Origin of the sequence: Caballeronia sp. LP006 (assembly GCF_031450995.1) — a bacterium.
GTDB lineage: Bacteria > Pseudomonadota > Gammaproteobacteria > Burkholderiales > Burkholderiaceae > Caballeronia.
In genome coordinates this window covers 1,565,726-1,591,430 of sequence record NZ_JARTVW010000005.1, presented here as the reverse complement: position 1 = coordinate 1,591,430, position 25,705 = coordinate 1,565,726, and the positions used below count along the sequence as shown (strand labels likewise).

The 25,705-nt window shown below is 61.3% G+C and carries 28 protein-coding genes and 1 tRNA gene; 11 read left to right on the top strand and 18 right to left on the bottom strand.

Translation table 11 applies throughout. The features are described 5' to 3' along the window. Nucleotides 1–11 precede the first annotated feature (11 nt). Genes astD through P9250_RS24010 form a run of 4 tightly spaced genes read right to left on the bottom strand, consistent with a single transcriptional unit; the run spans nucleotide 12 to nucleotide 4,821 of the window. On the bottom strand, nucleotides 12–1,484 hold the full coding sequence (gene astD / locus P9250_RS24025) for a succinylglutamate-semialdehyde dehydrogenase (RefSeq protein ID WP_310395559.1): 1,473 nt from the start codon (nucleotides 1,482–1,484) through the stop codon (nucleotides 12–14). A gap of 11 nt (nucleotides 1,485–1,495) precedes the next feature. Beyond that, a complete protein-coding gene (gene astA, locus P9250_RS24020; protein WP_309842523.1) occupies nucleotides 1,496–2,530 on the bottom strand; it encodes an arginine N-succinyltransferase in 1,035 nt (344 codons plus the stop codon). Then, the gene (gene aruF / locus P9250_RS24015) at nucleotides 2,527–3,579 is read right to left on the bottom strand and encodes an arginine/ornithine succinyltransferase subunit alpha (RefSeq protein WP_250464691.1); all 1,053 of its coding nucleotides are present in this window, start codon (nucleotides 3,577–3,579) and stop codon (nucleotides 2,527–2,529) included. The genes astA and aruF overlap by 4 nt, the downstream gene beginning before the upstream one ends. 12 nt (nucleotides 3,580–3,591) lie before the next feature. Beyond that, entirely contained in the window at nucleotides 3,592–4,821 is a 1,230-nt protein-coding gene (locus P9250_RS24010) for an aspartate aminotransferase family protein (protein ID WP_310395556.1), read from the bottom strand. Nucleotides 4,822–5,417: 596 nt separating this feature from the next. Between P9250_RS24010 and P9250_RS24005 the strand changes: the two genes are divergently transcribed. After that, nucleotides 5,418–7,058 (top strand): cytotoxic necrotizing factor Rho-activating domain-containing protein, encoded by a 1,641-nt coding sequence (locus tag P9250_RS24005; RefSeq protein ID WP_310395554.1) that lies wholly within the window; start codon nucleotides 5,418–5,420, stop codon nucleotides 7,056–7,058. A gap of 99 nt (nucleotides 7,059–7,157) precedes the next feature. Here the strand turns inward: P9250_RS24005 and P9250_RS24000 are convergent, their stop codons facing one another. The 6 genes from P9250_RS24000 to P9250_RS23975 all read right to left on the bottom strand — a co-directional run bounded on the left by P9250_RS24000 (nucleotide 7,158) and on the right by P9250_RS23975 (nucleotide 12,775). Beyond that, complete coding sequence (locus P9250_RS24000; RefSeq protein ID WP_310396859.1) at nucleotides 7,158–8,141, bottom strand: GlxA family transcriptional regulator; 984 nt, start codon at nucleotides 8,139–8,141, stop codon at nucleotides 7,158–7,160. 79 nt (nucleotides 8,142–8,220) lie between these two features. After that, nucleotides 8,221–9,048, bottom strand: a complete 828-nt coding sequence (locus tag P9250_RS23995) for an ABC transporter ATP-binding protein (RefSeq protein WP_409014933.1) — start codon at nucleotides 9,046–9,048, stop codon at nucleotides 8,221–8,223. Between the two features lie 21 nt (nucleotides 9,049–9,069). Beyond that, nucleotides 9,070–9,783, bottom strand: a complete 714-nt coding sequence (locus tag P9250_RS23990; protein ID WP_310395550.1) for an ABC transporter permease — start codon at nucleotides 9,781–9,783, stop codon at nucleotides 9,070–9,072. A gap of 15 nt (nucleotides 9,784–9,798) precedes the next feature. Beyond that, the gene (locus P9250_RS23985; protein ID WP_244827663.1) at nucleotides 9,799–10,488 is read right to left on the bottom strand and encodes an ABC transporter permease; all 690 of its coding nucleotides are present in this window, start codon (nucleotides 10,486–10,488) and stop codon (nucleotides 9,799–9,801) included. Nucleotides 10,489–10,732: 244 nt separating this feature from the next. Further along, nucleotides 10,733–11,131: a hypothetical protein gene (locus tag P9250_RS23980; protein ID WP_310395548.1), complete on the bottom strand. Its 399-nt coding sequence runs from the start codon at nucleotides 11,129–11,131 to the stop codon at nucleotides 10,733–10,735. A 60-nt stretch (nucleotides 11,132–11,191) separates the two neighbouring features. Beyond that, on the bottom strand, nucleotides 11,192–12,775 hold the full coding sequence (locus tag P9250_RS23975) for an EAL domain-containing protein (RefSeq protein ID WP_310395546.1): 1,584 nt from the start codon (nucleotides 12,773–12,775) through the stop codon (nucleotides 11,192–11,194). Between the two features lie 285 nt (nucleotides 12,776–13,060). Here P9250_RS23975 and P9250_RS23970 point away from each other — a divergent pair, with 285 nt between their 5' ends. The 4 genes from P9250_RS23970 (at nucleotide 13,061) to rpsU (ending at nucleotide 14,916) form a co-directional block, all read left to right on the top strand. Then, on the top strand, nucleotides 13,061–13,609 hold the full coding sequence (locus P9250_RS23970; protein WP_250464381.1) for a GNAT family N-acetyltransferase: 549 nt from the start codon (nucleotides 13,061–13,063) through the stop codon (nucleotides 13,607–13,609). A 7-nt stretch (nucleotides 13,610–13,616) separates the two neighbouring features. After that, the gene (locus P9250_RS23965; protein ID WP_310395545.1) at nucleotides 13,617–14,210 is read left to right on the top strand and encodes a YigZ family protein; all 594 of its coding nucleotides are present in this window, start codon (nucleotides 13,617–13,619) and stop codon (nucleotides 14,208–14,210) included. Between the two features lie 11 nt (nucleotides 14,211–14,221). Then, entirely contained in the window at nucleotides 14,222–14,530 is a 309-nt protein-coding gene (locus P9250_RS23960) for a 2Fe-2S iron-sulfur cluster binding domain-containing protein (protein WP_310396857.1), read from the top strand. 173 nt (nucleotides 14,531–14,703) lie between these two features. Then, complete coding sequence (rpsU, locus tag P9250_RS23955) at nucleotides 14,704–14,916, top strand: 30S ribosomal protein S21 (protein WP_006999077.1); 213 nt, start codon at nucleotides 14,704–14,706, stop codon at nucleotides 14,914–14,916. A 382-nt stretch (nucleotides 14,917–15,298) separates the two neighbouring features. Here rpsU and P9250_RS23950 read toward each other — a convergent pair. The 3 genes from P9250_RS23950 to P9250_RS23940 form a co-directional block, all read right to left on the bottom strand. Further along, nucleotides 15,299–15,375: transfer RNA gene (locus tag P9250_RS23950), tRNA-Met, on the bottom strand. Between the two features lie 55 nt (nucleotides 15,376–15,430). Next, nucleotides 15,431–16,960 carry an oligopeptide:H+ symporter gene (locus P9250_RS23945; protein WP_310395542.1) on the bottom strand — a complete coding sequence of 510 codons (1,530 nt, stop codon included), beginning with the start codon at nucleotides 16,958–16,960 and terminating at the stop codon, nucleotides 15,431–15,433. Nucleotides 16,961–17,352: 392 nt separating this feature from the next. Further along, the gene (locus P9250_RS23940; RefSeq protein WP_310395540.1) at nucleotides 17,353–18,522 is read right to left on the bottom strand and encodes a porin; all 1,170 of its coding nucleotides are present in this window, start codon (nucleotides 18,520–18,522) and stop codon (nucleotides 17,353–17,355) included. Nucleotides 18,523–18,746: 224 nt separating this feature from the next. On the opposite strand from P9250_RS23940, the gene P9250_RS23935 reads away from it, so the two are divergent. Continuing rightward, nucleotides 18,747–19,502 (top strand): SDR family oxidoreductase, encoded by a 756-nt coding sequence (locus P9250_RS23935; RefSeq protein ID WP_310395538.1) that lies wholly within the window; start codon nucleotides 18,747–18,749, stop codon nucleotides 19,500–19,502. Here the strand turns inward: P9250_RS23935 and P9250_RS23930 are convergent. Further along, nucleotides 19,442–20,176: a ribonuclease HI family protein gene (locus tag P9250_RS23930; protein ID WP_250508873.1), complete on the bottom strand. Its 735-nt coding sequence runs from the start codon at nucleotides 20,174–20,176 to the stop codon at nucleotides 19,442–19,444. The two genes, P9250_RS23935 and P9250_RS23930, sit on opposite strands and share 61 nt — an antisense overlap. Nucleotides 20,177–20,349: 173 nt before the next feature. Between P9250_RS23930 and P9250_RS23925 the strand changes: the two genes are divergently transcribed. After that, nucleotides 20,350–20,859, top strand: coding sequence for a PRC-barrel domain-containing protein (locus tag P9250_RS23925; RefSeq protein WP_310395535.1), 510 nt, complete (start codon nucleotides 20,350–20,352; stop codon nucleotides 20,857–20,859). A 26-nt stretch (nucleotides 20,860–20,885) separates the two neighbouring features. Here P9250_RS23925 and P9250_RS23920 read toward each other — a convergent pair whose 3' ends face one another. After that, the gene (locus P9250_RS23920) at nucleotides 20,886–21,128 is read right to left on the bottom strand and encodes a hypothetical protein (protein ID WP_250508871.1); all 243 of its coding nucleotides are present in this window, start codon (nucleotides 21,126–21,128) and stop codon (nucleotides 20,886–20,888) included. A gap of 142 nt (nucleotides 21,129–21,270) precedes the next feature. Between P9250_RS23920 and P9250_RS23915 the strand changes: the two genes are divergently transcribed. After that, nucleotides 21,271–21,495, top strand: coding sequence for a hypothetical protein (locus P9250_RS23915; RefSeq protein ID WP_310395533.1), 225 nt, complete (start codon nucleotides 21,271–21,273; stop codon nucleotides 21,493–21,495). 65 nt (nucleotides 21,496–21,560) lie between these two features. Here P9250_RS23915 and P9250_RS23910 read toward each other — a convergent pair whose 3' ends face one another. Beyond that, nucleotides 21,561–22,310, bottom strand: coding sequence for a DUF2968 domain-containing protein (locus P9250_RS23910; RefSeq protein WP_250464373.1), 750 nt, complete (start codon nucleotides 22,308–22,310; stop codon nucleotides 21,561–21,563). 310 nt (nucleotides 22,311–22,620) lie between these two features. Then, entirely contained in the window at nucleotides 22,621–23,118 is a 498-nt protein-coding gene (locus P9250_RS23905) for a hypothetical protein (protein WP_250508869.1), read from the bottom strand. 306 nt (nucleotides 23,119–23,424) lie between these two features. Here P9250_RS23905 and P9250_RS23900 point away from each other — a divergent pair, with 306 nt between their 5' ends. The 3 genes from P9250_RS23900 (at nucleotide 23,425) to P9250_RS23890 (ending at nucleotide 24,810) form a co-directional block, all read left to right on the top strand. After that, nucleotides 23,425–23,712, top strand: coding sequence for a hypothetical protein (locus P9250_RS23900; RefSeq protein WP_309958813.1), 288 nt, complete (start codon nucleotides 23,425–23,427; stop codon nucleotides 23,710–23,712). A gap of 198 nt (nucleotides 23,713–23,910) precedes the next feature. After that, the gene (locus P9250_RS23895; protein WP_250464370.1) at nucleotides 23,911–24,330 is read left to right on the top strand and encodes a hypothetical protein; all 420 of its coding nucleotides are present in this window, start codon (nucleotides 23,911–23,913) and stop codon (nucleotides 24,328–24,330) included. Nucleotides 24,331–24,432: 102 nt separating this feature from the next. Next, nucleotides 24,433–24,810: a hypothetical protein gene (locus P9250_RS23890; RefSeq protein ID WP_310395530.1), complete on the top strand. Its 378-nt coding sequence runs from the start codon at nucleotides 24,433–24,435 to the stop codon at nucleotides 24,808–24,810. A 299-nt stretch (nucleotides 24,811–25,109) separates the two neighbouring features. On the opposite strand, the gene P9250_RS23885 is transcribed toward P9250_RS23890, so the two are convergent. Beyond that, entirely contained in the window at nucleotides 25,110–25,505 is a 396-nt protein-coding gene (locus tag P9250_RS23885; protein ID WP_310395528.1) for a DUF3597 domain-containing protein, read from the bottom strand. Between the last annotated feature and the right edge of the window lie 200 nt (nucleotides 25,506–25,705).

Here is a 25,705-nt window from a genome sequence, read left to right as displayed (position 1 = left end):
TTCGCGGTTCTTTAGAACGTGAGTCCCGGCGACACGCTCGCGGGCATCTGCAGTTGCGCGCTTTCCACCGATGCCATCGGGTACGAACAGTAATCCGCCGCATAGTACGCGCTCGGCCGCTGATTGCCCGAGCGCCCGATGCCGCCGAACGGCGCCGCCGACGAAGCGCCGTTGGTCGGCCGGTTCCAGTTGACGATGCCCGCGCGAATGGTGCGCTGAAAGTGCGTCCACGCGGCTTCGTCGTCGGCGAGCAAGCCCGCCGAGAGACCGTAGGCCGTATCGTTCGCGCGTTCGATGGCCTCGTCGAAAGTCCGGTAGCGCGTGACCTGCACGAGCGGCCCGAAATGCTCTTCGTCGGGAACGTCGGCCGCGTGGGTCACATCCAGGATAGCCGGCGTGACGAAGCCCAGATGCGCCGCGCGCTGCTTCATCTCGAGCACGGGCGCCGCGCCCGCTTCGATCAGATGCGCCTGCGCCTTGACGAGCCGCGCCGCCGCGCGCGCCGAGATCACCGCGCCCATGAACGGCTGCGGATCTTGGTCATAAGCGCCAACGCGAATGTTCGCACTCACTTCGGCGAAGCGCTGCATGAAGCGCTCGCCGAAGGCATCGTCGGGAACGAAGAGACGGCGCGCGCACGTGCAGCGCTGCCCCGCCGACAAGAACGCCGATTGAATGGTGTGATGCACGGCGGCGTCCACGTCGTCCGTATGCGCGACGACGAGCGGATTGTTGCCGCCCATTTCCAGCGCGAGCACGATCTCCGGCCGCCCACCGAACTGGCGATGCAACAGCGTGCCCGTATCCGAACTGCCGGTGAAGAAAAGCCCGTCGATTTGCCGATGATTCGCCAGCGCCACGCCTGTGTCCTTCTCGCCCTGCACGAGATTCAACACGCCGGCGGGCAAGCCTGCTTCGCTCCACAACGCGACCGTCGCTGCAGCCACGCCCGGCGCGAGTTCCGAAGGCTTGAACACGACCGCGTTGCCCGCGATGAGCGCTGGCACGATATGACCATTGGGCAGATGCCCCGGAAAGTTGTACGGCCCGAACACGGCAACGACGCCATACGGCCGATGCCGCAACACGGCGACGCCATCGGCCATGGGTGCGCGCTTCTCGCCGGTGCGCTCGTGATAGGCCTGCACGGAGATATCGACCTTCGCGGCCATCGCAGCCACCTCGGTGCGCGCTTCCCACAACGGCTTACCGGTCTCGCGGCCGATGGCGTCGGCGAGCGCTTCCTTGTTCTCGTTCAACGACGCGGCGAAGCGGCGCGCAATGGCGACGCGTTCATCGAAACTCACCGCCGACCAGGACGCAAACGCGCGCCGCGCCGATGAAACCGCGCGCTCGACATCGTCGGCCGAAGCACTGTTGCCTTGCCAGACGACCGAGTCCGTCGCCGGGTTGCGCGAGGCGAACGCCGCACCCTTGCCTTCGAGCCACTCGCCGCCTATATACAACTGATTCTGGATAGTCATGTCGTTTCTCTTTACTTGGCGCGCGGATAAGACGTGAGCACGCGCACGGCATCGCCTGCGGTTACGCGCAGGGCATCGGCTTCTTCCTGAGTCAGCAGGAACTCGCCGTCATCGACCGCGCCAACGGTCGCGCCGCAGCGAAACCCTTCGAGCAGCGTGTTCGACACGAGACTGCGCGCATCGCTTTCGATGGCGGCATCGCGCACGCCGATCCTCACTTCGGCCAGCACGCTTTCACGCACCGTGCGCAAATCCGCGACGTGACATTCGAGCACGGGACCGGCATCGAAGATATCGACGTGATTCTCGTAGCGCAGCCCTTCGGCTTCGAGCATCTTGCGCGCGGGCGCGGTATCGCGATGCGTGATGCCGACCGCATCGCGCGCTGCATCGGGCAACAAGTCGAGGTACACGGGATAACGCGGCATCAGTTCCGCCACGAACGACTTCTTGCCATGCGAGCTGAGATAGTCCGCTTCGTTGAAATCGATCTGATAAAAATGCGAGCCGACCGCGTTCCAGAATGGCGACTCGCCGTTGTCATCGAAATGACCGCGCAACTCGGCGCACAGACGCTGCGGAAACCGCGAAGTGAATTGCGCGATGAACATGAAGCGCGAGCGCGACAGTAAACCGCCGACACCCGCCGTGCGATAACGCGGGCTCAAAAACAGCGAGCACACTTCCGCGTAACCGGTGAGGTCGTGCGAGATGTTGAGCAGCGACATACGCGTCCATACGCCCAGATCCTTGCTCGCATGCACGACCGTTGCCACGCGATAGTTGTAGAACGGCTGCTCCAGTCCGACTTCCGTTTCGATGCCGCAAACGCCCGCGATATCGCCCGTCGCGGTGTCTTCCATCACGAAAAGATAGCCTGCCTCGAAAGCCTCGGCGGCATCCGCAAGCGTGCGGCGCGCGCGTTCGACGCGCGCGGCGAGCGCCTCGCGATCCGGCTTGAAGGTGGTCAGGCCCGGACCCGTTTCGAGGGCCAGCGCGACGAGTGCGTCGACATCTCCCGGCCGCACAGAGCGCACGACGATCATTGCAATTCTCCCGAAGCCTGATGCAAGGGCACGGCACGCACCGTCTCTTTCTCCTGCACGCCGAGCGCCGCGCGCGCGTCGGCGCTCAAGGCCGCGCCGTCGGACCGCGTGCCCGCCAATGGTGCGACGATCGCGCGAAATTCGTGCGCGCCGCCCGCGGCCACGAGATATGGCGCGGCGCGTGAACCGGCAAGCGCGCCATCGCGCACCGTGCGCAATTCGCCCGAACTCGCCGATGCGCTCTTGTCCACGGCTATCGTCAACACCGGGCCGGCGTCGAAGATGTCGACGAAACGGTCGGGCTCGAAGCCCTCTTCCAGATGGATGTCGTATGCAAGGAGCGTGCTTTCGTTCGGCTCGCCGAGGACGCGCTGCGCTTCGCCTGGCAAGAGCGGTACATAGATGGGATAACTCGGCATGACTTCGGCAATGAACGTGCGGCTGCGTCCACCCGATTCGAGTTCCACCTGCTCGAAGTCGCGGCTGAAGAACTTGCGTCCCACTGCTTCCCAGAACGGCGACGCGCCGGTGTCGTCGCTGACGCCGAGCATCAGCGAGAAGACTTCGCTCGAAAAGCGCTTGCGGTTCGCGGCGATATACAACATGCGCGAGCGCGACAGCAAATGCGCCGCCGCTTCGCCTTCGGGCGTGCGCAGCGACGGATCGATATAAAAGCCCGTGAGACGGCTCTTGCCCGTGAGTTCGTGCGACATCGTGAGCGCGTGAATCTTGCGATTCACCTTGAGTTCGCGCGATGCGTGGATCAGCGCGTCGTTACGAAACGCGTAGAACGGCTCCGAGTACCCTGCCGACGCGACGATGCTCGATGTCCCGAGCAGCTTGCCCGTCGCCGAATCCTGCATCACGAAGAGATAGAACTCCTCGCCGGGCAAATCCACCTCGGCGCGAAACGAATCTTCCGAGAGCGCAACGCGCGTTTCGAGCGCGCGGCGGTCGCGCGGCAGCGAATGCAGCACGGGTTGCGCCGCACGCGCCATCCGTTCGAGCTCGTCGAGATCGGAGAGTCTTGCGGGACGAACGAATAGCATCATCGGGTCCTGTTAGCGAGTGACGGCGGACGCGCCCACGAGCTGGCCGATTGCCTGCTCGATACGCGCGAAGCCTTCGTCGAGATCGGCCATCGGCATGATGAGCGACGGCGCGAAACGCAGCACGTTGGGGCCGGCGATCAGCATGATCACGCCATTCGCCGCTGCCGCATTGAGCACGTCCTTCGCGCGGTCCTTGTAAGCGTCGTTGAGTTCCGCGCCGATCAGAAGACCGCGACCGCGAATCTCCCTGAACATGTTAAAGCGCTCGCCAATCCGCTGCAGATGCGCCTTGATCGCGCGGCTGCGCGCTTCCACGCCTGCGAGCACCTTTGGATCGCTGATCAGTTCGACGACCTTTTCCGCAATCGATGCGCCAAGCGGATTGCCGCCATACGTCGTGCCGTGCACGCCGACCGAGAAATGGCTTGCGATCGCTTCGGTGGTCAGCATCACGCCGATGGGAAAACCGTTGCCCAGCGCCTTCGCGCTCGTGAGAATGTCGGGCGTCACGCCATACTGCATGTATGCGTAGAACGTGCCCGTGCGGCCGACGCCCGTCTGCACTTCATCGAAAATCAGGAGTGCGCCGTGCTTGTCGCAGGCTCGGCGCAGACCCTCGAGGAACGCGGGATCGGCGGGCAGCACGCCGCCTTCGCCTTGCACCGGCTCGACGATCACCGCGCACGTGTCCGGACCGATGGCTTCGACGGCCTTCGCGAGATCGTTATACGGCAAATGCCGAATGCCTTGCGGCTGCGGCCCGAAGCCTTCCGCGTATTTCGGCTGGCCGCCCACGCTCACCGTGAAGAAAGTGCGGCCATGAAACGATTGCGTGAACGAGACGATGCCGATCTTCTCCGGACCGAATGTGTCGATGGCATAACGGCGCGCGAGCTTGAGCGCGGCTTCGTTGGCTTCGGCGCCCGAGTTGGCGAAGAACGCGCGATCCGCGAAAGTGAGGTCCGTGAGGCGTTTCGCGAGGCGCAACACCGGCGCGTTGGTGTAGCCGTTGCCGATATGCCAGAGCTTCTCGCCCTGCTCGTGCAAGACCTTGAGCAGTTCGGGATGCGCATGACCGAGCGCCGTGACCGCTATGCCGCCCGCGAAGTCGATGTAGACTTTTCCTTCGGTATCCCACACGCGCGAGCCGCGGCCTTTTTCCGGCACGAAACTCGCCGGCGAAAACACCGGCACCATGACTTCGTCGAACGTATCGCGGCTTACCTTGATCTCGCTCATGCTGTGCTCCTCGTCTGCCATTGCAATGCCTCCGATATTAGGCAATCGCGCGCCATCCGTCTTGCGCGTTCGCGACATGCTTCGAGGGCTTTTCGCGGAACGGCGCGTGCAAGACCGCAGCGCAATGCCTTGGAGCATGCTTCCCTATCGCAGGATTGCGCGATTTATCCGGCGCATTGATCGCGTATTACCCCCGCCGTACCTCATCTCGTACGCTCGATCTGTAACAAAAGGATTGACCACAACTCGTTGAGGAGGTCCGTATGCAGGTAAATTCGCAAACTGGGTATATGTACGGCGTATCGAATGATGAGCTGACGCGAGATACGAGCGGCTTGCCGCCGGAATTGCTAATACCGGCCGGTACGAGAGCGCTGGCGGCCCCGCCGCCCCCCGTGGGAAGCGAAAATACTCCGCCTGGGAACGCAGGCACGACGGGAGGCCCGCAAACGCCGCCAGCAACGCCACCCACCTTTCACGGGCAGAACGTATTCACGCGTTATACGCCAAACGGATATGCCGTCTCCGCGAAGGGAGGAAGCTGGCTCACGCTTAGCCCCGACTTGGTCGCGCAGACAATCACTAATCGATTCGGCATGCTGGGAAATAACGTTCTCGCGATTGAAGGCAAATTGCAGGCTCATCAGGAGCTTACGGCGGACGAAATCGTCTCTCTAAGGCGGTTCGCTGTCGCGACGGAATATCTCGCGCGTATCGATCCCGCGCTCAAGAGCATGCTGGACACACCGTCCACCCATACTCAAGACGAAGTGCAGATCAGATATGTAGGCGGCCCGATTATCCGGACGGACTATACGCAAGCCGAAGTTCTCGAAATGACGTCCGAGGCTCTCAAAAATCCCCTCACGTCCTTCGTAAAAAGCTCGCAGGATCTCGGTAAGAAGCTGGCAAGAGGAGAAGCGCTTACTCCCGAAGAGGCATCGACCATAGAACGGTATACCGGCGTGGCGGACCAGTTCATGGCATTAACGCCTGCTGGCTGGGCCATGAAAGTTGCCGGTATGTTGACTGGCGGCTTGAATCAAGTCTTAGAAGGAAAGCCACTTACGAGAGCATTGGCGCACGAGTTGCTCAACGAGCTGAACGTGCGGCCGAACTTGGGAGCCGTGCAAAGCGCACGAAACGAGACGCCGCCTGCAACACCTTCGACGCCGTTCGTCAAGCGGCCTGTACATCTCCGGGACGGGCGCATCGGGTACCTGTTGGGGCCGACCAAACCACCGCGCATGCGCCCGGAACAACCCGGTACCTCCGGCGTTTCGACAGCCGGGGGCGGCAGCACGACACGGCCGCCTGCCCGCCAGCTCGGCCAGCGCGATGTCGAGAAATTGGCCGGAAAAGGCCCGCTCAAATTACGTGCGCCCACCGATCAGGCGGCCGAACAGCAACGAATGAATTCGTTGCGCGTCCGGTTCGAATACTATCGGCACGACAGAGACGTCTCCGACATGGCCACGCCGATGGACGCCACCGAAGCGCGATACGATCAACGTCGCGACGTGCTGAACGTAGGCGAGACGAAGGATGCGACCTCGTACGACAGCAAAATGAAGATGTTCACCGGCACTTATTGGGACAAGAAAGGCGTTTCGCTCAAGAACACCGATCAGATCATCAGTATCGACAATGGCCGGGAGGGAGTCGGTGCGATCGCGGTGCCGTACTCGAAGATTCCGCGCGGGGGAACCGTCCTCGTGACTACAGGCACCCTGTCCGGATGTTCCGTGGTGATGGCATCGGACGGACGGAACTTTTATGCTTACCACGCCGGCACCAATCGCGCGGGTCCAGGATGGACGACCTCTGCGGACGGCGCCGCTGAAATCGTCCGAGCGCACAACGCAATGCGCCCAGATAGCCCGGTCGTTGCTTCTGCCTCGCCCGGCGGTCAAGACCTGATGAACGTCGGCAATAAGTATCCATTCTCGGTAATCGTTTATAACGGCAAATCGGGAAGCCTGACGAATCCGAGTACTGGCAACTCCGCTGAACGAATGTCGATGTTCGACTACTTCGAACCCGACAACTCGAAGAGCGTGGTAGGCACTGGAGAAGCGGTCATCTCCAAGGACATGAACGGCACCGTCTCGGTCCGCGTCCTGGCGGAAAAAGGAACGTTGAGCGATCCCAAGTCGGGGCCGGACGGAATGACGACCAAGTACACGATGCAAATGAGAAAAACGAGCGTCTATACCTTGCCGGCGGCGACTTCGTAAAAAAAGCGGCGGTGCAAAACTTCGTGATTCGCTCGATGCGTCCATTGACTGGCGGACAGGCTCCGTTTCGGTCGATGGCGTCCGCCGCGAGGCACCTCGTCAATTGCGCTGGCCGCTACCATCGGGCGGTTCGATGAGCGCGCCGCCGCGCGGTTCGTCGACCACGCCGCCGCGCTGCTTCTCGATCCAGTTGCGGCGCTCCTCGCGCGGCGTCACGCCGAAACGGTCGCGATAAGCATTCGAAAAATGCGCCGCCGAAGAAAAGCCGCATGCGAGACTGATCTGCACGACCGACTTGCTCGTGCGCTGCAATTGCGTGCGCGCCTTGGTGAGCCGCAGATTGAGGTAGTACTTCGATGGCATCGCGCCCAGGTATTGGCGGAACAGCCGTTCGAGCTGCCGCCGCGAAATGCCGATGAGGCTCGCGATTTCATCGGTGGCGAGCGGGTCTTCGATATTCGCTTCCATGAGCTGCAAGGCGTCGTTCAGACGCGGATGACGCTCGCCCGGCGCGGTCACGAACGGAATGCGCTGCCGCTCCGTGCCCGCGCGCAACACGCCGACGCCGAGCGAATCGGCAATGCGTTCGGCAAGATCCTGGCCGTGATCGCGCGCGATCATCGCCAGCATGAAGTCGATGCTCGCTTGCCCGCCCGCGCAGGTCGCGCGATTCCGGTCGATCTCGAAGATCTGCTGCGAGACGATTGCGCGCTCGAACTGCTCGGTGAATTGCTGATACGTTTCCCAGTTCACCGCGACGCGATACTGCGCGAGTTGTCCCGCCATGGCGAGCCACCAGACACCGTGATGGATGCCGGAAACGAGCGGCGTGCGGGGCGCCACGCGCGCGAGGCTTGCCAGAAAGAGGCGGTAGTCGGCGAACTGCTGGTAGCGCTCCGAGATCACGATGAGCCAGTCGCACTGCACCGCGTCGTTGAAGGCGCAATCGGCGGGCATGTGCGCACCGCCCGAGAGCGGCACCGGCCGGCCGTCCCACGAACAGATCCGCCATTCGTAAAGCCTGTGCCCGTCGATCTCGTTGGCGAGCAGAAGACTGTCGATGATCGGCGCGATGCCGCTCATGGATACCGGCGGCAGCGCCACGATCACGACCTGCAACGGCCCGGACGAGCCCGCGGAACCCGGCGGCGACAGCCCCACCTTACTTGAGACTGCCGGACAGGAATTGACGCAGGCGGTCGCTTTTCGGCGCGCTCAGCACATCGGCGGGTGCGCCCTCTTCCTCGGTGCGTCCCTGATGCAGAAACATCACGTGATTCGACACGTTGCGCGCGAAGCCCATCTCGTGCGTGACGACGATCATCGTGCGGCCTTCCTCCGCGAGCTTCTGCATGACCTTCAGCACTTCGCCGACGAGTTCGGGATCGAGCGCGGACGTAGGTTCGTCGAAGAGCATGACATCGGGATGCATGGCAAGCGCGCGCGCAATCGCCACGCGCTGCTGCATGCCGCCCGACAAATGCGACGGATACTGCTTCTCCACGCGCGGCGGCAAACCCACTTTCTCTAGATACATACGCGCGCGGTCCTCGGCTTCCTTCTTCGACAATCCGAGGACGTGGATGGGTGCTTCCATCACGTTTTCGATGGCGGTCATGTGCGACCACAAATTGAAGTGCTGAAACACCATTGCGAGTTTGGTGCGCACGCGCTGCAACTGCTTGTGATCGGCGACATCGAGATTGCCGGCCTTGTCCGCCTTCGTGCGCACGGGTTCGCCGTCGACGACGATCTGCCCCGCGTTGGGCTTCTCCAGAAAGTTGATGCAGCGCAGGAACGTGCTCTTGCCCGAACCGCTCGCGCCGATGATGCTGATGACATCGCCCGCGCGCGCCGAGAGCGACACGCCCTTCAGCACTTCGTTGTCGCCGTAGCGCTTGTGAATGTCACTGGCGACGAGCTTGGTCGCGACGTCTTTGGCGGTAGGCTCCAACGCTTTCTCCTCGGATGATGGCTTGTCGTGATGCATGGCTTCGGATTTTACCGCTCGTCAACGGCTCGCCGGTCTCAAATAGCCGAGCCAGCGCCGCTCCGCGCGCCGGAACGCGGCCACGAGCGCGAACGAAATCGCGAGATACAACAGCGCCGCAATGCCGAACGATTCGAACGACTGATACGTGGCGGAGTTAGCGTCTCGCGCGACCTTCAGGATATCGGGCACGGTGGCGGTGAACGCGACCGTCGTGGCATGCAGCATCAGGATCACCTCGTTGCTGTACAAAGGCAAGGCGCGGCGCAGCGCGGATGGCAGGATCACGCGGCGATACATCGTGAAGCCGCTCATGCCGAAGGCGCGCGCCGCTTCCACTTCGCCGTGCGGAATCGCGCGAATCGCGCCCGCGAAGATCTCGGTCGTGTAGGCGCAGGTATTGAGCGCGAAGGCGAGGATCGCGCAATTGAAGCCGCTTTTGAAGAACGCTTCGAGAAGCGACTGCGAGCGCACGAATTCGAGGCTGTACATGCCCGTGTAGAGCAGCAGCAACTGCACGTAGAGCGGCGTGCCGCGAAACACGTAGGTGTAGAGACGCACGGGCGTCGAGAGCCAGCGGCGCTTCGACACGCGCGCGCAGGCGAGCGGCACGGCGGCGCAAAAGCCCGTCGCGATCGATGCCGCCAGCAGCCACAACGTGACGACGAGACCCGATGCGCGCATGCCGTCGGAGTACAGGAACGGGCGCCAGTATTCGGCAAGGATCTGGATCATGGCGAGCGTGAGTGGTCAGAGTTCGGCGTGCCGCACGCCAATGGAATAGCGGCGTTCCAGCGCCATCAGCACCAGATTCGAGGCGCTCGTGATCGCGAGATAGATGAGCGCCGCGACGAGGATGAAGAAGAACATGTCGAAGGTGCTCTTGCCCGCATCCTGCGCCGCCTTGACGACATCCGCGAGCCCGATGATCGACACGAGCGCGGTCGCCTTCACCAGCACCTGCCAGTTGTTGCCGATGCCCGGTAACGCAAAGCGCATCATCTGCGGAAAAAGAATGCGGCCGAACACGCGCATGCCGCTCATGCCGTAGGCGCTACCCGCTTCGAGCTGGCCGCGCGGCACGGCGAGGAACGCGCCGCGAAAGGTCTCGGTGAAGTACGCGCCGTAGATGAACCCGAGCGTCAGCACGCCGGCCGTGAAGGGGTCCATGTCGAACTGGTCCCAGCCGAAGGCATCGGTGACGCGATTGATCGCGATCTGAATGCTGTAGAACAAGAGCAGCATGAGGACGAGATCGGGAACGGAGCGGATGAGTGTCGTGTAGGCGGTGGCGATAGCGCGCAGCGCCCCATGCCGCGACAACTTGGCCGTCGCGCCCGCAAGTCCGAGCAGCACCGCCACGAGAAGCGACAGCACCGCGAGCGCGAGCGTTTCCCTGGCGCCCGCCCATAGGAGCGGACCGAAACCGTGTAAAGACAAGGAGCGCCTCCAATTTGTTCTTCGATTGGCGGCGATCCTCGCAAGCTAAAAATAATCGCTCAAAGCGCAAGCTGGCTTGTATTGCGATGCAGCATCCGTGTGTGAAGGCAGTCGAGACGCCGCTGCGTACGCGAGCGCGGATCGGAACCCACGCACGCATGAGGTTGAAAAATCGCGCTTTCAGGTCGCATTTTCGATAGACGCGTCGGCGTCCAGACAATGACCTGTCGTAGCCGCGTCGCGTTCAATCCGCTGGCAGCGCGCGCACGAGTTGCGCGACCTGGCCGTTGGCCACCGCGATATCGGCGCTTTCCTGCAGCAGCGGCAGGAAACGTTCGGCGAATGCGGCGTCGCGAGTTTCGGCGCGGAACATCGCGGCCACCGCTTTCGCGTGCTCGATGCGCGCCTCGGGCGTGGCTTCACGGTCGTCGAGGACGTCGTCGATGGCGGCGATCGCGGCCGACAAGGGCGAGAGCCATTTATAAGCCGAACCGTTGATCACGATCTGCAGGAACTCGCCAGGCGACACCGCGCCGAACTCGGCCTCGTGGCGCGCGCGCATGTGCGCGAGCACGCTGCGATGAAACGTGAGCAGCGGATGACGGACATCGCGAAGAAAAGCGCTTGCTGTCTGGTCGTTCATGGTCGTGGCTCCTTGAGGTCAGCCCACCAGATGAGGACAATACCGTCGATTCCAACCCGCTCAGTGGCCGCGTGTCCTGCTTGCGTAGCGAATGAACTCGGCAGCCGAGAGCGGCGGCGAGAAGAGCCAGCCCTGACCGAACTTCGCGCCCCGCGCTTGCAGATACGCCGCCTGTTCCTCGCGCTCGATGCCCTCGGCGATCACCTGCACGTCGAGGGTCTCGGCCATGTCGACGATATGCGAGGCCACGCTGCTCGATGCCGCGTCCTGACCGATGGTATCGACGAACGATTTGTCGATCTTCAGGCCATCCACGCGAAAGTTCTGCAAATGCGACAGGCTCGAATAGCCGGTGCCGAAGTCGTCGAGATAGACCGCGTGCCCCGCATCGCGGAACGCGCTGATGACTTCCTTCGCGGCGGCGGCATCGAGGAAACTGCGCTCGGTCGCTTCGATGCGAATCTGCTGCGGCCGCACGCCGACCCGCGCCACCGCCGGGCGCAGCACGTCGAGAAAACGGTGCGTCGTGAGATCCGGCACGGACAGATTCACGGACACGTAGTAATCGCGATAGCGTTTGAGAAACTCGCCGAGTTCGAAGAGCACGGTGTCGAGCACCTGATCGGTGATGGCCTGGATCAGCCCGCCATGCTCCGCGAGCGGAATGAAGTGATCCGGCCGCACGATCCGGTCATGATGCTTCCAGCGCACGAGTGCTTCCGCGCCGACGCAACGCCGCGTGGTGAGATCGACGATAGGCTGATACGCGACGATGAACTGATGCCGCCGCACCGCGTCGCTCAACTGACCGCGCGGCGAGAGCCTTCTCACGATGAACCATGCGGCCCAGCCCGCGCACGCAAGACCCGCGCCCATGCCGCCGAGCAGCCATCCCCACGGCAAGGTGGAGATACGCTGCCTGAAGGTCTGATGCGGCGCGCTCACGACTACCGCGAGCGGCAGCGACACGGACCGGCGCACGACCCACGACGCGCAATCGGGCCCGGGCGATGGTGTGCGATAAACGGCGAGGATGGCGGCGGTATCGGTGGCGGGCGTGCGCGCGATCACGCGGCTCGCTTCGGTGTTGATGACCGCGAGACTCGCGGGCGCGCTCGCGTTGTCGCGACCATCGAGATAAAGCGAAGGATCGGCGGCGACGTAGAAACCGTCGCGGCCCATGACGAGCGACTCCTTGCCGCCCGGCAAACGCGAGAGCGCATACCAGGCGCTCACGCCGTCGCGCGAACGCCAGTCCGGAGCCGGCAGCGTGAGCCCTTCGAGCGTGCCCGCCGACACCGCGCCCAGAAGCGACGAGCATTGCCAGCGGCCGTCGTGATCGTAGGCGCCCGCATCGCGCACTTGGGTATGTGTCAGCGCGATGCGCCTGAGTTCGTGGAGATAGATCGTCGAGCATGGCGTGGCGCTCACCTTGCCGATTTCGCCGAGCGCGCCCGACAGACGGCGCGTTACGTCTTCCGCCCGAAACAGCGCGGCGGCGGCGGCGGTGTTCAGCAATTCGACTCGCTCCTGCCGGCGGCTGCGCTCCGCCAATAAAAAGCCGATGCCCGCCGGTGCGAGCGCCGCGGTCACCACGATGACGATCAGAAGCGCCGCCAGCGCCCCACGTTGGAATTTGTTCATTGCATGTTATGGTCCGCGGCGCGTTGGGTGATACTGGTCTTACGCCGCACGCGCTTTGAGCGCGTTTTTCGTTCGGATGCTCGACTCGGCGGGGCGCGCGCAGGGCAGCGCCGTCCGCCGTCCCGGACAGACGACTAAGTGTAGGGGGCAGCGCCCGCCCGGTTCAACGCTTTCTTTAACCTATAAGTCGCCGGCTTGGTGGGTTGGCGCACGGCCCGCAGGCCCTTTTTTTGCCTCGGCCGGTCGTGCGAGAATCCGCCTATCACTTTTGCTCCAGAAACGACGATGAACGCACAGAGCGCCACCGCGCCGATCATTCGCGACGCCGCATCCGGCGATTTCGACGCCATCGCGCGCATCTATGCGCATTACGTCGACCATGCGCTCGCCACCTTCGAGGAAGTCCCGCCATCGCCCGATGAAATGCGTTCGCGTCAGGCGGCCATCGTGGCTGCGGGCTTGCCTTATCTCGTCGCCGAGATCGATGGCGAAGTGGCCGGATATGCCTATGCGTCGGCGTATCGGGCGCGCTCGGCGTATCGGCATACGATCGAAGACTCCATCTATATCGCCGAGGGCTTTCATGGCCGCGGTCTCGGCTACACGCTTCTCAGCGCGCTGATCGACCGATGCGAGGCCGGGCCCTGGCGCCAGATGGTCGCGGTTATTGGCAACAGCGGCAACGCGGCGTCGATTGCGCTGCATACGCGGCTCGGCTTCGGACATGTGGGCGTGCTGCGCGATGTCGGCTTTAAGCATGGCCGATGGGTCGATTCCGTGCTGATGCAGCGTGCGCTCGATGCGTCGGCGCCGGTCATCGACGGGAAGAGTTGAGCACGCCTTGCCGACCTACACACTCGCCTCCGCCGTCAGCGCTGAAATCGATATCCGCAAAAGCCGCTTCATCGCGCTCGCGATTCCCGTCGCCGACCGCGACGCGGCCATGCGCGAACTCGAACGGCTGCGCGCCGAGCACCCATCGGCGACGCATGTCTGCTGGGCGCTCTTGGCGGGCGGCCAGTCGGGCATGTCCGACGACGGCGAGCCATCTGGCACGGCAGGCCGCCCGATTCTCGAAGTGCTGCGCCATCACGAAGTCGATGGCGTGCTCGCCGCCGTCGTGCGCTACTACGGCGGCATCAAGCTCGGCGCGGGCGGGCTCGTGCGCGCCTACACCGATGCCATCGCCAGCGCCATGCAACTGGCCGAGCGTGTGGAGCGCATCGAGCAGGGAGTCGTCGAGATCGACATCGATTACGCCGATGAAGCGCGCGTGCGACGCTGGATCGAACAGAACGCCGCCGAACTCGTGGAAAGCGCCTACGGCATGCGCGTGCGGCTCGTCGTCAAGATGGCGGCCATCGCACGCGAACCCGCTGCCGCCGAATTGCGCGACATCACCCATGGCCGCGCGAATGTCGAGGTGCGCACTTGAGCGCGTTCGTAATGCGCGTCGAGCCGGCCGGGTTCGTCGTCCCGGTCGATGAAAACGTCTCGCTGCTCGAAGCCGCGCAAAAGGCACGCGTGGCGCTGCCGAGTTCCTGCCGTAACGGCACGTGCCGCGCGTGCATGTGCCGCCTGATCGAAGGCGACGTGCGGTATCGAATAGAGTGGCCGGGGCTGACGGCGGAAGAAAAAGCCGAACGCTGGGTTCTGCCGTGCGTGGCGCTTGCGACGTCGGATGTGGTGATCGAGCAGCCCGAAGCGCGTGAGATGGTGCCTTTGCCGCGCCCTTCACGCTCGCGCGGATTCTGACTCCGCGAACCCGGGTATTCCGGGATTGTCGTCTCGATTCAACGACCTACGATGAACATCCCGAGTCACCGCCAAGCATGTCCGAGTGGAAAGAGGATGCAGGCCGGCTCTCAAAAAGTGTACAATTGCGCTTTGCCCTAAATTCTGGCAGGGCCAGATCAACCGAGAATTCAATGACAAAAGTACTGCTGAAAGAGAATGAGCCTTTCGACGTCGCCATGCGCCGTTTTCGCCGTACCGTCGAGCGCACGGGCCTGATTCAAGAACTCAAGTCGCGCATGGCGTATGAAAAGCCGACCACCGAGCGCAAGCGCAAGAAAGCTGCTGCTGTCGCTCGCCTGCGCAAGCAGATCCGTCGCGCGCAATTGCCGAAGAAATTCTATTGATCGACGTGGGTCTTGAGCCCTCGCCTGCATCAAAGCTGTTCGGAGTCGTTTGAGTTGTCTGGTACAGCGGCCCGATAGCCGGTCATAGCCTTAGTCTGATTAGTCGCGGTTTCGCTCTTGAGTGGCCGTCTGGTCATCGGTGCGAAAGTTCGCGGGTAGTACGCGCACTCGACGTGCGTCCTTCGGACAACGGCTGGCAAGAATGCACAAAGCCTGCATGAGTGAATGCTCATGCAGGCTTTTCGTGCTTGTTGGGGATGAATTTTTCGACGCGGCCTTGTGTTTTAGTTTTGCCTTGCAATCAGGATAACGGCGCGCAAAAGCCAAACAAACGCACAAAAGCAAAGAGCCCGGCTTTAACCGGGCTCTTTGCTTTGAAACTTGGTTGCGGGGGTAGGATTTGAACCTACGACCTTCGGGTTATGAGCCCGACGAGCTGCCAGACTGCTCCACCCCGCGTCTGAAGAATTGAATTATAGGCGCAATTTGCTCGCTACGTCAAACGGAGTTTTCATCAAGTCGATGAAACACGCAGAAGTATTTCGCTTGCGTGCGTTTCTTCGCCAGAATGCAACGCTCGATGGTGCTCCCGCGAAAGCTTATTGAGCAACGGCAGCAAGATGAATGCGATGGCCGCGCCGGCCGTCGCAAGCCATCCCAGTCCGAAGAACAGATGCGTATAAAGCGGCAACGACTGCACCGCATCGAGACTGCCGCTCGGCATGCGTGCCAAATTGGCAACCACGCTGCCAAGATACTGCGACACGCCCGTCGCCACGAAATACGCGCCCATCATGAAGCCGCTCATGCGCGCCGGCACGTAACGCGCGATCATCGCGAGACCAAGGCCCGACACCAGCAACTCGCCGAGCGAGTAGAGTCCGTACCCCGCCACCATGAACCACGACGACACGCGCCCTTCCACCGCGTAGCGCCCGCTCAATCCGAAGACGAAAAAGCCAATCGCCACGACGACAAAGCCAAGGGCGTACTTCGCCGCAACGGAAATGTCGCGGCCGCTACGCCCGAGACGTGTATAGGCCAGCGCGAGCATAGGACTCAGCAGCATGATCCAGATCGGATTGAGCGCCTGAAACTGCGCCGCGCTCCAACTGAAGAGATGCCGGCCTGCAATGGAGAACGAAGGATCGACATTGCGCAGGGCGAACAGCGTGAGCGACGTCGACATCTGCTGATAGAACACGAAGAACAGGATGACCTGAAATACGAGGATCAGCGCGGCGACGAGTCCCGCGCGCTCGCTACGATCGCACACGCTCAGCATGTAGCCGAAGATCGCGAGAATCGCGACGCCCGCGCCATACACGCACGTCACGGCCACGGCCTTGTGCTGCAGGATGAACACTGTTGCCAGCGCCAACATCACGCCGCCGCCGATGACCGCGAACAAGCGCCTCCAGTTCAAAGGCGCTTCGTCGGGCGCCGAGCCGATATGCGCGAGCGTGCGTCGCATCAGCGCAAAATTCAGAAGTCCGAGCAGCATGCCGCCGCAGCACACCGCAAAGGCCGCGTGCCAGCCCCAGTGATCTTTGATCCACGGCGTGGCGAGCATCGAAAAGGTCGAGCCGATATTCACCGCCATGTAGTAAATGGTGAACGCACTGTCGATACGTGCGATATCGCCTTCGTAAATTCGTCGCACGAGATTCGCCGCATTCGACTTGAAAAGCCCATTACCGACGACGATCACGCCAAGCGACGCATACATGAACCCGAGCGCGTCGTATGGCAGCGCCAGCATGAAATAACCGAGCGCAAGCACGATTGCGCCAAGCGTCATCGTGCGCCGCGCGCCGAGCACTTTATCGCCAATCCAGCCGCCTATGGACGGCGCGGAGAAAACCAGCGCGGTAAATGCGCCCCATGTGAGATTGGCGTGCTCGTCGGCGAAACCGATCTTGTCAATCATGAACAGTACGAGCAACGCAGCCATGCCGTAATAACCAAAACGCTCCCACATCTCGATCAAAAAAACCGTGGTGAACGAGCGCGTCTCAGACGTGCCGGGCGGGCGAGTAATCATCGATAAATCCTTGAACAACGATGGGCGAATCAGCGGCGCGAGAAACGTCGCTTCAAAGGGTGATCAGGAAAAAGTCAAATAACTGTAAGGCGAGTTCGAGCGGGAAAATGGGTGATTATCGCAAATCCGCGATGTGGATCATGGGGGAAATTGAGAAACAGGCTATTGCGCGAGTCGCCGCAGCGGATGCCGACAAAACTCCGACGCACCGGTATTGCAAGGCAGACCAACGAGATTCTCTTGCCAATCTCGCGCTGCACGACAACCGCTGCAATTTTAATTGCGCATATCGCCACGAATCTTTGGGGAAACAGACTTTGCGATGCCAAAAGAGCATTGCAATTACGAGCGTAATAATCGTTCGAATTACGTGAAAATGTGCAGCACCACATTTAAAAACGATGACGTATTCCCGTCGTGAACATCAACTGATTTCGGCCGCTCGACGGATCATTGCCATAAACCACCGCTGGCGCCTGCGACGATGCTCTCTGATAAATCGATTCGAGATAAACATCGGTGCGTTTCGACAGCAGATAATCCACCTGCAGCGCGCCCTCATGCCAGTGCGCGCCGCCGCCGCTGGTATAGACATACATGCCCGCTATCGCGATGGACTGCGTGAGCTTGTAAATGCCGTTGATCTCGTAGTTGTTCAGCCCGAGCGATGGCATGACGTTGCCGGTGTCGGCATCGGTCACGCCAGAATTGACGGTGCGTGAAAAGGCGCCGCCCAGCGTGACCGCACCGAGTTCATAGCTTGCGCCCACGCCGAAAGTATTCTGCTGCTGAACGTTCGCCGAGTAGACCGTGCTGGCCGCGCCGGGAAGCGCCAATGCGTCGTACGCGCCGCTCGTGGTGTCGCCGCGTCCGTTGTTATGCAGATAGGCAGCGCCCGCGCTGAACGACCCGAGCGAATAGTTCGCGCCGATGCTGTACGCGCGATTCTCCGCAAACTGGCCGGCGGCATTAGAGAACGCGTACAACCCGCCGAAGCTCAGGCCGCCATAGGAAGCGCTCGTGTACTTCACGGAATTCGCGGCAAGGTACGAGTTGTTGGCGTTGTCGTTATCGAGCAAATGGGCGAACGCGGTGCCGCCAGTGCCGCCTGTCAACGTGAATGGCGCGAGGTAATCGTGGATGGAATCGTATTGATGCCCGAACGTCACCGTGCCGAGCGTGTCGGTGCCGAGTCCGACGTACATCGGATGATCGTTCAAGCCCTCTCCCGATACCGACGAGAACCCGCGCTCCAGCCGGAAGATGGCGCGCGCGCCGCCGCCGAGGTCCTCCGAGCCTTGCAGCCCCCAATAGCTGCCATCGATCGTGCCGCTCGTCAGCCGATACTGCGACTTCCCGCCCACGTTGCTGACATAGGCCACGCCGGTGTCGATTTCGCCATAGAGCTGCACCGAACTTTGCGCCCAGGCCGCCGACGGCGTCCCGACGACTGCGATGATGGTTGCCACCGCCGCCTGGACGCCGAACAGCGCGCTCGATGGCGTGAGGCCAGCATCGGCGGCCGAAGAAGTATCACGGCAGTTTCGCGGACGGATTGGCATAAAGAGCTCCGATAGTTCGTTTTGGTTCTGAGAGCGATTGTCGATTCTGCAATCGAGGTTGTCAGGTCGAAAAGCGTCAGCAAAGCCCTCTGTGACCTTGAACCAACGAACGCGCTTTTTTCTGCTTTATTGAGGTTGCGGATTTCGCCCTCTTCAGCATAGTCAGCGACCCGTGTTGCTTGCCGCTAGAATCGAGGCGCTCACGGACAACCGGAATACGCCCCATGTCGAAAAACACCATCGCAATCGTGACGGGCCACACGCGCGGCCTTGGCGCGGCGCTCGCCGAAACGCTGCTCGCGCGAGACATTCGGCTTCTCGCCCTCTCGCGCAACACAAACGCCGCGCTCGCCGCGCGCTATTCCGGCAAGCTCGAAGAGGTGGAACTGGATTTGACCGACTTGGATGCCCTCGGCCGCTGGCTAGAAAGCGACGCATTGCGCACGTTCATCGGCGATGCGGACCAGGCGCTCCTCGTCAACAATGCGGGCATGCTGGCACCGATCGGCGCGCTCGCGGATCAGAACGCCGCGACCATCGCGCGCGCGGTCAGCGTCAACGTTGCCGCTCCGCTGATGTTCGCCGCAGCCTTCGCCGCACAGGCTGCGCACGTCGCGGACAAACGCATTGCGCATATTTCGAGCGGCGCGGCGCGCAACGCCTATCCCGGTTGGAGCGTGTACTGCGCGACCAAGGCCGCGCTCGATCATCACGCGCGCGCGGTCGCACTGGATTCGGAGCAAGCCGGGGATCGCACGCTGCGCATTTGCAGCGTCGCGCCGGGTGTCGTCGATACGGACATGCAGGCCGAAATCCGCTCGACCGGACTCGAACGCTTTCCGCTGCGAGAACGTTTCGATGCCCTCAAGCGCGACGGTCAGCTCGCGACGCCGCGGCAATCGTCCGAGAAGCTGATCGCCTACTTGTTGAGCGATGCGTTCGGCAGCGCGGCCATAGCGGACGTGCGCGAGCTCGGCTGAGCGTCGTGCGTGTCCATTTGAATCGACGCTCCGTCGAGCGCCCGACGCGACAGCACGTCCGCGCTCGCATTCCGTTCGCGCGGAATCCACGTGAGGCGGACCGCGCCGATCCGGGCGATGAGCGCCCGCGCCTCGCGCGCAAAATGAGTCAGGGAACGAATGCCCGCGCCTTCGCTGGCGTGCATATCGTCGATCACGACGCGGCTGTCGCCGTGAATCGCGATCTCCGTCGCGCCTTCGCGCAAGGCGGCTTCCAATAGCGCGATGAGCGCGCGATATTCGGCAACGCTGCTGTCGCCGCGTCCCGCTTCCGCGCTGATTTCGACGACCTCGCCTTGCGGGCTCTGCAATACCGCGCCAATGCCGACGCGCCCCGGATTCGGCAGCGCGGAGCCGTCGAACCAGCCGCGCCAGGCGGGCGCATCGGTGACCACGGGTTTTCGGTTCGCGCGGCTCGCACGCTCGGCCTCGCGCGTTCGTACGGCATCGGCAAACTTCCGCTGCGTTGCACGTCGGGTCGCGATCAAATCGGCGAGGCTTTGCGAACCGGCGACTTTCGTCATCGTCCTGATGAGCGCTTCGTGCTCGGACAACGAAGCGCCTTTGGACAGCCGGCGGCTCCGTTCACGTTCCTTCTTATAGGCAACCGCAAGCAGTTCCTCGACATCGATCATGGACTAAGGAGGCATCGGGGAAAAAGAAGCCCGAGCTTAGCAGACGCCATTAGCGCGCATTCAAACAGGCATCGATGGGAACGAACGTTGCTGCTTAGTTGAAGAAAAAGAGCGGCTCATGCACCTTTGAAAACCGACACCGCGCAACGTTTTTCACGCGTAAGGAGCGAATCATGAACCAACCGATGGAACCCGCCTCGGGCGGCGCGACGATCATAGGCAAAGGCGCCGCGACCGCCGCCGGACCTGGCCCGGACGTGATGGCCGCAAGTACGCTCGATGGAAATTCGGTGTTGTCGAGCGACGGTCACGACGTCGGCTCGCTGAAGGAAATCATGCTGGATGTGAGCAGCGGACGTATTGCATATGCGGTGCTGTCGAGCGGGGGCTTTCTTGGCATCGGCAACAAGCTGCTGGCCATTCCCTGGAGCGCGCTGACGCTGGATACCGACAGTCGCTGCTTTCGGCTAACCGCGACTGCCGAGGAAGTGCGCAGCTCGCCCGGTTTCGACAAGGATGCGTGGCCTTCCATGGCCGACCGCGTCTGGGCGACCACGGTGCATCAGCACTACGGACGAGAGCCTTATTGGACCAATGAGACGCGGCCGGACGATGTGAGTCCGACGGGCGCGATCCCGCCATCCGGCGTCGACGCGCCCGAGGCGGGCGGCGTCAAGCTCTGAGGGGCGGACGGATTTCGGCGAGCCGCCTAGTCGCGGCGGCGCTCGCCGACGTGGACGTCGACGCCTTCGGTCTCGCCCATCAGCGCCTTCAGGACATCGCCGGCGAAGTCTTCGATGGCGAAATGCCATTCGAGCGAGCCCACGGGGAAGTCGTTGGGATTGCATTTGCCTTGTGCACGCCGGATGGCTCCGACCGACAGGCTCAACGCACGAGCGTGTTCGAAGTGTGGATCGCTCGAATCCAGAAACGGTATCTGATCTTTATCCATGACACTCTGTCGGCCCCGGCCGCGGCGGTTGCATGAAATCGATAACGGCTGACGCCGGCAATACTTTAGGATCACGCGCGCTGTCGGACTCGCATTACACGGCCACACGGCCGCGCCAGATCCAGCATGCGGGAAAATACTCATGCAGCCTTATAAAAATCTTTCGGGCAAATCGGGCATTGCGGCTTTCGAAATCCTGCACGACGGCATAAAAATACGCTTTGTCAACGGCGGGACCTATTTATACGACTATTGCACGCCGGGGCGTACGACAGTCGAGGAGATGAAACGGCTAGCTAACACTGGACGCGGGCTAAGCACCTACATTTCGCGATACGGCGGCGAGTATGCCGAAAAAATTATCTAGCCGCCAAAACCGCCATTTTAGCTTATTGCCGCCAGCACTCTTTTTTTGCCCCACTATGGAACAACTCAACGACGCGACGGAAGGTGCGGGACAACTTCGTTGCAGGTCGTTTCGAGTTGATGAAGCTGACGTTGAAGTTTGCTGAGCTGCACCTGTGCCGAGACTCGCCGGCCTTCTAGTTGGGCAAGCTCGCGACGTATTTCCTGCTGCCTGGCTGCGACTTGCTGATCCTGACTATTGCCACGCTGCAGATCGACCCGCACACGCTCGACTTGCGCTTCGGATTCTGCAATCAACCGTGTGTACTGTTCGTTCTGTGCTTCCAGGTATGCGCGCCGCATTTCGGCTTCGGCGAGTCGCATGGCTTGCTCGACGAAGTGACGGAACGCGGCTTCAGCGGCATCGGCATCTTCTGCTTTCAGGACTCGCCACACAGCGTCGTCGTGGAAAAGTACCGAATAGTACGTCAGGTCACGCGGGTAAAACAGGAGAGTGGTCGAAAACGCAAAACTTTGAAAAGCGCGAAACGTCGATAACGATGATTGCTGAATCAGCCATTCGACTTCAGCTATTTGAGCAGCCTGCAACGCTTGCGAATTGACTTGCTGCGCCGATGCGCCTATCGGCCGAAGAGGCGTGACGCGCGTTGCCTGCGCAGCGGGTGTGGCGACGGTAGGCGGCTCGGCACCAGTGTCATCGTCATCGTCATGCGGCTGAGGGGCGTGCATTCGAAAGGAATCAGGCGCTTTTGGCCGTAAGAGAAACGATGGCGCATTATCGAGTAAGGTGCCTCTTCTGCTGAGCAGACTCTTCACATTGACTCCCCGGCTGCCCCTCGCTCCGATCGCCAGACGTCACGCGATCCGTACTCGAAGTTCGCGACTTTAAATTGCTTCGCGATGAATTGCGAGCTTGAAGATTGAAACGCCACTAATATGCATCGCTCAATGACGCTTTAATCTTCAATACGATTGAACTGCGGAAAACTTAGTATAGCCGAGGCGTCGGTAGATTCAATCGACGCCTTGAAAAGGCCGAGGCTTCTCATGTATCTCGTAAGATTGACTCGCGACGTTTCCGTGAATGCAATTCCGTGAAACGCCGTGACTCTTCCGGCTACGCTAATCACATATGGCGGTAGATTGCCTGAGTTCCACTCATGCGCAACTTAGCTAATTGCGCGGACCGTGCCTTGGACATTAAAGCAACCATGCGCATGATTCGAATGCCCTGTACGCCACATGTAATGCCGGGCGTCTTGGCGACGCTGGCTTCAAGCGTGGACATGTGGCGATACAAATGTTCGATAGGCGCAACGCCATGTACCAGCGAAGGTGGTGCAGCGTGCGTGGACGCGGACAGACGACTGACGTTTTCGACGGCAACCGGCGTATTCACCGGCGGTTCCGGAAGCGGCTCGGGCGCTGGTATATCGGCACGGATGGTGCCTTCATTTCGGCCGACGAAAAACTGATAAACCGCTTCCAGACCATCGGCAGGCGTTTGCTCGACACGTCGCGCAGTCGCGGCGCACACATGCAAGCGCCAATTCTCACGCTCACTTATTTTCGAGATGAGATCGGCAATGCGCAAGCGCAATTCGCTATCGCGGCGCGCAATCATGGTCTGAAGCATTCGCGCTTCTTCGCTCGATGGATCGGGCATGCGTGCGCTCCATGCCATTAATTCGTTCAGGGAAATCGACATGGAAAACTCCGTAACATTCTGTTGATTGAAACGGATTTCGATCCGTTCCAGATCTTCTGGACCACGAATTGTAACGAACCAACAGCGGCTTTTGCCCGTCCATAAATCCTAGTCTTTGCGAATGATTTAAGACAAGAAAGCCGCCGTTTCGACGCGGCACGCGCGATGCTTACGAAGTCGGCACACGGCGCACCTCTCGCGCCGGACTTCTAGGAGACAAACATGAAATCCACCGCATTGGTTGCCGGCGCTTTCATTGCCTTAGTCAGCACCGCCACGCTGGCGCAGGAGATGTCGCGCGATCAGTTGAATCAGCGTCCTTCCCAAATGCAGCAGGTACAACCGGGCGTCTCGCCGGGCAAGAACATGAACGACTCGGCCCAGGGCGGCGTGCCGTCGGGCACAGCGGGAAGCGGCACGCTCATGCAACAGCGCGAGAAGGGCATGGCGCCCGACGCGACGCAGGCGCCCGCAAAGGGCGCGAATTCTACTGGGACGATGAAGCAGTAGTCGTGCGTGACATAGAACCGCGCGCCGTGCATTCGTGCGGCGCGCTGACACGCGCGTTTCCGGACAAAGCGTCCATTACTGTTGGCGGCTTGGGCGCGACACTCGCGAACGGTTTGGCGTGATCGCCATCGGACCTACTAAACGTTAATTATCGTCTCCATCACAACGATTAAGAATTGTCCGAAGGTTTTTTGCAGCGTGAGTCGCTTAAATGCATACCTCCTACAGACCATAAAGAGGCTCACAATAATGAAGGACCTGCAAGTTTCCGTCGACTCCAACGGCCGCGTCACCACTTCCCACTCCATGGCTATCGGCGAGCATTGCGCCAATCGTGCGCGCCTGCTGTCATCGCTCGTCAATATCGTCGCAGCGCCGGGCGGCTTCGAACACTTTTGCTCGTACCCGGAAACCATGCGTCGCGACATCCTGAGCCTGCTCCACTCCGTCGCAGAAGAACAGATGCCGTTGATCGCCGCGCTCGAAGAGCACACGGCTCGCGCGTCTTTTGAAAAGGGCGTTCAGACGGCGCGTGAATTCATGGCGCAGGAACAGGCGGCAAACGCCGCATTGCATTTCGACGCAGAGCAGGCTGCTCAAGCGATGATCGCTCACTAAACGACTTGACCGCGAGCAAAAGCACGCGGTATCGAGTCGAGCGACTCACAGCCCCGCACGCGCGGGGCTTCTCACTGCAACGATTTCAACCGTTACGCGCCCATGTCCACGTACCAGGCAGCGTCATGGTGCATCCGCCAATTGGAAAACAATCACGAAATCATGCGAACACTTAGCGCTCTTATTGTTTCATTCGGATTCCTGGCGTTGACCTGTGCATCGTCGGCCTTCGCGACCTACAGCGAAGAATGGGTTAGCAGTACGGCGGGCGCGCGACAAAGCACGCCGCAACATGCGGCGAAGACGGTGTCACCAAAACGAAAAGTGGCGGATACATCACAGCACGTCGATACCGCAAACCAGTCCGATCCCATCGCCGCGTTCGCGCGACCGGACTCATCAGCCAGGAAACGCGAGGAAAAAGCGGCCGCGTCGCGCGATCCGATCGAGGCTTTCGCGACTGCGCCGCGGCAACGGTAAGCACGGAGCGTACGTTTCTTCGGCAATTTGACGATGAAACGTTTGCAGAAACACGATTAATCCGATATCGACACCGAAGCAGGATCGACTATTCTGTTGAATGTCGTAAGAGATGGATACACGGTTGGCCCCGCCCTGCCATGTGCGCGATTCAATCGAGCATTATTAGAGGCCTAGCCTTGCCGTCGTAGCCATCGTTCTTACGGCGCCTCCTTTTCCCCGTGTCTGTCCAAAAAGAAGCCTGCTATCGGAAATGACTCCGATAGCGGGCTTGTTCTGCTGACTGTATTTGCTTGCGTTTAAGCGAGCATATCCGACGGCAGCTTGCCGCCATTGGCAGCCAATGCCTGCATCAGTTGCTTGTGCAACCAGATGTTCATCGTCGCCGAGTCGTTGGTGTCGCCGCTGTACTTCAGCTCGGCGGCCAACTGCTTGCGATGGTCGAGGCTGCTGTCTACTTGCAGAAGTTTCATCAGATCGACGATCGATACGCGCCAGTTGAGCGTCTGGCCGCTTTCGCGCGCCAAGCCGTCCATGACGGCGGCCACGTCGATGTCGGACAGTGCGGCAGGAGCCGGCGCCACGTCGGCTTGTGCGACATCAGCCGGGACCGGTTGCGCTTCGACTGCGGGCGCTTGCTCGGCGGGCTTTGCCTTGTGGAAAATCTTGTTGACGATGTCACCGAAGATGCTCATGTTTCAATTCCTTGAGTTGATAGGGAGTTGCAGCGCGTGAACCTTAGCGCGGAGTACCGTCGATGGTTAGTCTTTCCAGCATCGAGTGATGCGAATTTGACTAAATTTTTCAAGGACGTACGCTTAGGAGTGCGGCTTTTCCCGCAGATGAGAACTTCCGGTTGGATCGCGCGTGAGAAATGGCGATCGCTTGTGTTCCG

What these genes read in the sequence shown, in the direction of transcription:
- astD (WP_310395559.1), bottom strand. Translation starts at nt 1,484, where the DNA reads ATGACTATCCAGAATCAGTTGTATATAGGCGGCGAGTGGCTCGAAGGC.
- astA (WP_309842523.1), bottom strand. Translation starts at nt 2,530, where the DNA reads ATGATCGTCGTGCGCTCTGTGCGGCCGGGAGATGTCGACGCACTCGTC.
- aruF (WP_250464691.1), bottom strand. Translation starts at nt 3,579, where the DNA reads ATGCTATTCGTTCGTCCCGCAAGACTCTCCGATCTCGACGAGCTCGAA.
- P9250_RS24010 (WP_310395556.1), bottom strand. Translation starts at nt 4,821, where the DNA reads ATGAGCGAGATCAAGGTAAGCCGCGATACGTTCGACGAAGTCATGGTG.
- P9250_RS24005 (WP_310395554.1), top strand. Translation starts at nt 5,418, where the DNA reads ATGCTGGGAAATAACGTTCTCGCGATTGAAGGCAAATTGCAGGCTCAT.
- P9250_RS24000 (WP_310396859.1), bottom strand. Translation starts at nt 8,141, where the DNA reads ATGAGCGGCATCGCGCCGATCATCGACAGTCTTCTGCTCGCCAACGAG.
- P9250_RS23995 (WP_409014933.1), bottom strand. Translation starts at nt 9,048, where the DNA reads ATGCATCACGACAAGCCATCATCCGAGGAGAAAGCGTTGGAGCCTACC.
- P9250_RS23990 (WP_310395550.1), bottom strand. Translation starts at nt 9,783, where the DNA reads ATGATCCAGATCCTTGCCGAATACTGGCGCCCGTTCCTGTACTCCGAC.
- P9250_RS23980 (WP_310395548.1), bottom strand. Translation starts at nt 11,131, where the DNA reads ATGAACGACCAGACAGCAAGCGCTTTTCTTCGCGATGTCCGTCATCCG.
- P9250_RS23975 (WP_310395546.1), bottom strand. Translation starts at nt 12,775, where the DNA reads ATGAACAAATTCCAACGTGGGGCGCTGGCGGCGCTTCTGATCGTCATC.
- P9250_RS23970 (WP_250464381.1), top strand. Translation starts at nt 13,061, where the DNA reads ATGAACGCACAGAGCGCCACCGCGCCGATCATTCGCGACGCCGCATCC.
- P9250_RS23960 (WP_310396857.1), top strand. Translation starts at nt 14,222, where the DNA reads ATGCGCGTCGAGCCGGCCGGGTTCGTCGTCCCGGTCGATGAAAACGTC.
- rpsU (WP_006999077.1), top strand. Translation starts at nt 14,704, where the DNA reads ATGACAAAAGTACTGCTGAAAGAGAATGAGCCTTTCGACGTCGCCATG.
- P9250_RS23945 (WP_310395542.1), bottom strand. Translation starts at nt 16,960, where the DNA reads ATGATTACTCGCCCGCCCGGCACGTCTGAGACGCGCTCGTTCACCACG.
- P9250_RS23940 (WP_310395540.1), bottom strand. Translation starts at nt 18,522, where the DNA reads ATGCCAATCCGTCCGCGAAACTGCCGTGATACTTCTTCGGCCGCCGAT.
- P9250_RS23935 (WP_310395538.1), top strand. Translation starts at nt 18,747, where the DNA reads ATGTCGAAAAACACCATCGCAATCGTGACGGGCCACACGCGCGGCCTT.
- P9250_RS23930 (WP_250508873.1), bottom strand. Translation starts at nt 20,176, where the DNA reads ATGATCGATGTCGAGGAACTGCTTGCGGTTGCCTATAAGAAGGAACGT.
- P9250_RS23925 (WP_310395535.1), top strand. Translation starts at nt 20,350, where the DNA reads ATGAACCAACCGATGGAACCCGCCTCGGGCGGCGCGACGATCATAGGC.
- P9250_RS23920 (WP_250508871.1), bottom strand. Translation starts at nt 21,128, where the DNA reads ATGGATAAAGATCAGATACCGTTTCTGGATTCGAGCGATCCACACTTC.
- P9250_RS23915 (WP_310395533.1), top strand. Translation starts at nt 21,271, where the DNA reads ATGCAGCCTTATAAAAATCTTTCGGGCAAATCGGGCATTGCGGCTTTC.
- P9250_RS23905 (WP_250508869.1), bottom strand. Translation starts at nt 23,118, where the DNA reads ATGATTGCGCGCCGCGATAGCGAATTGCGCTTGCGCATTGCCGATCTC.
- P9250_RS23900 (WP_309958813.1), top strand. Translation starts at nt 23,425, where the DNA reads ATGAAATCCACCGCATTGGTTGCCGGCGCTTTCATTGCCTTAGTCAGC.
- P9250_RS23890 (WP_310395530.1), top strand. Translation starts at nt 24,433, where the DNA reads ATGTCCACGTACCAGGCAGCGTCATGGTGCATCCGCCAATTGGAAAAC.
- P9250_RS23885 (WP_310395528.1), bottom strand. Translation starts at nt 25,505, where the DNA reads ATGAGCATCTTCGGTGACATCGTCAACAAGATTTTCCACAAGGCAAAG.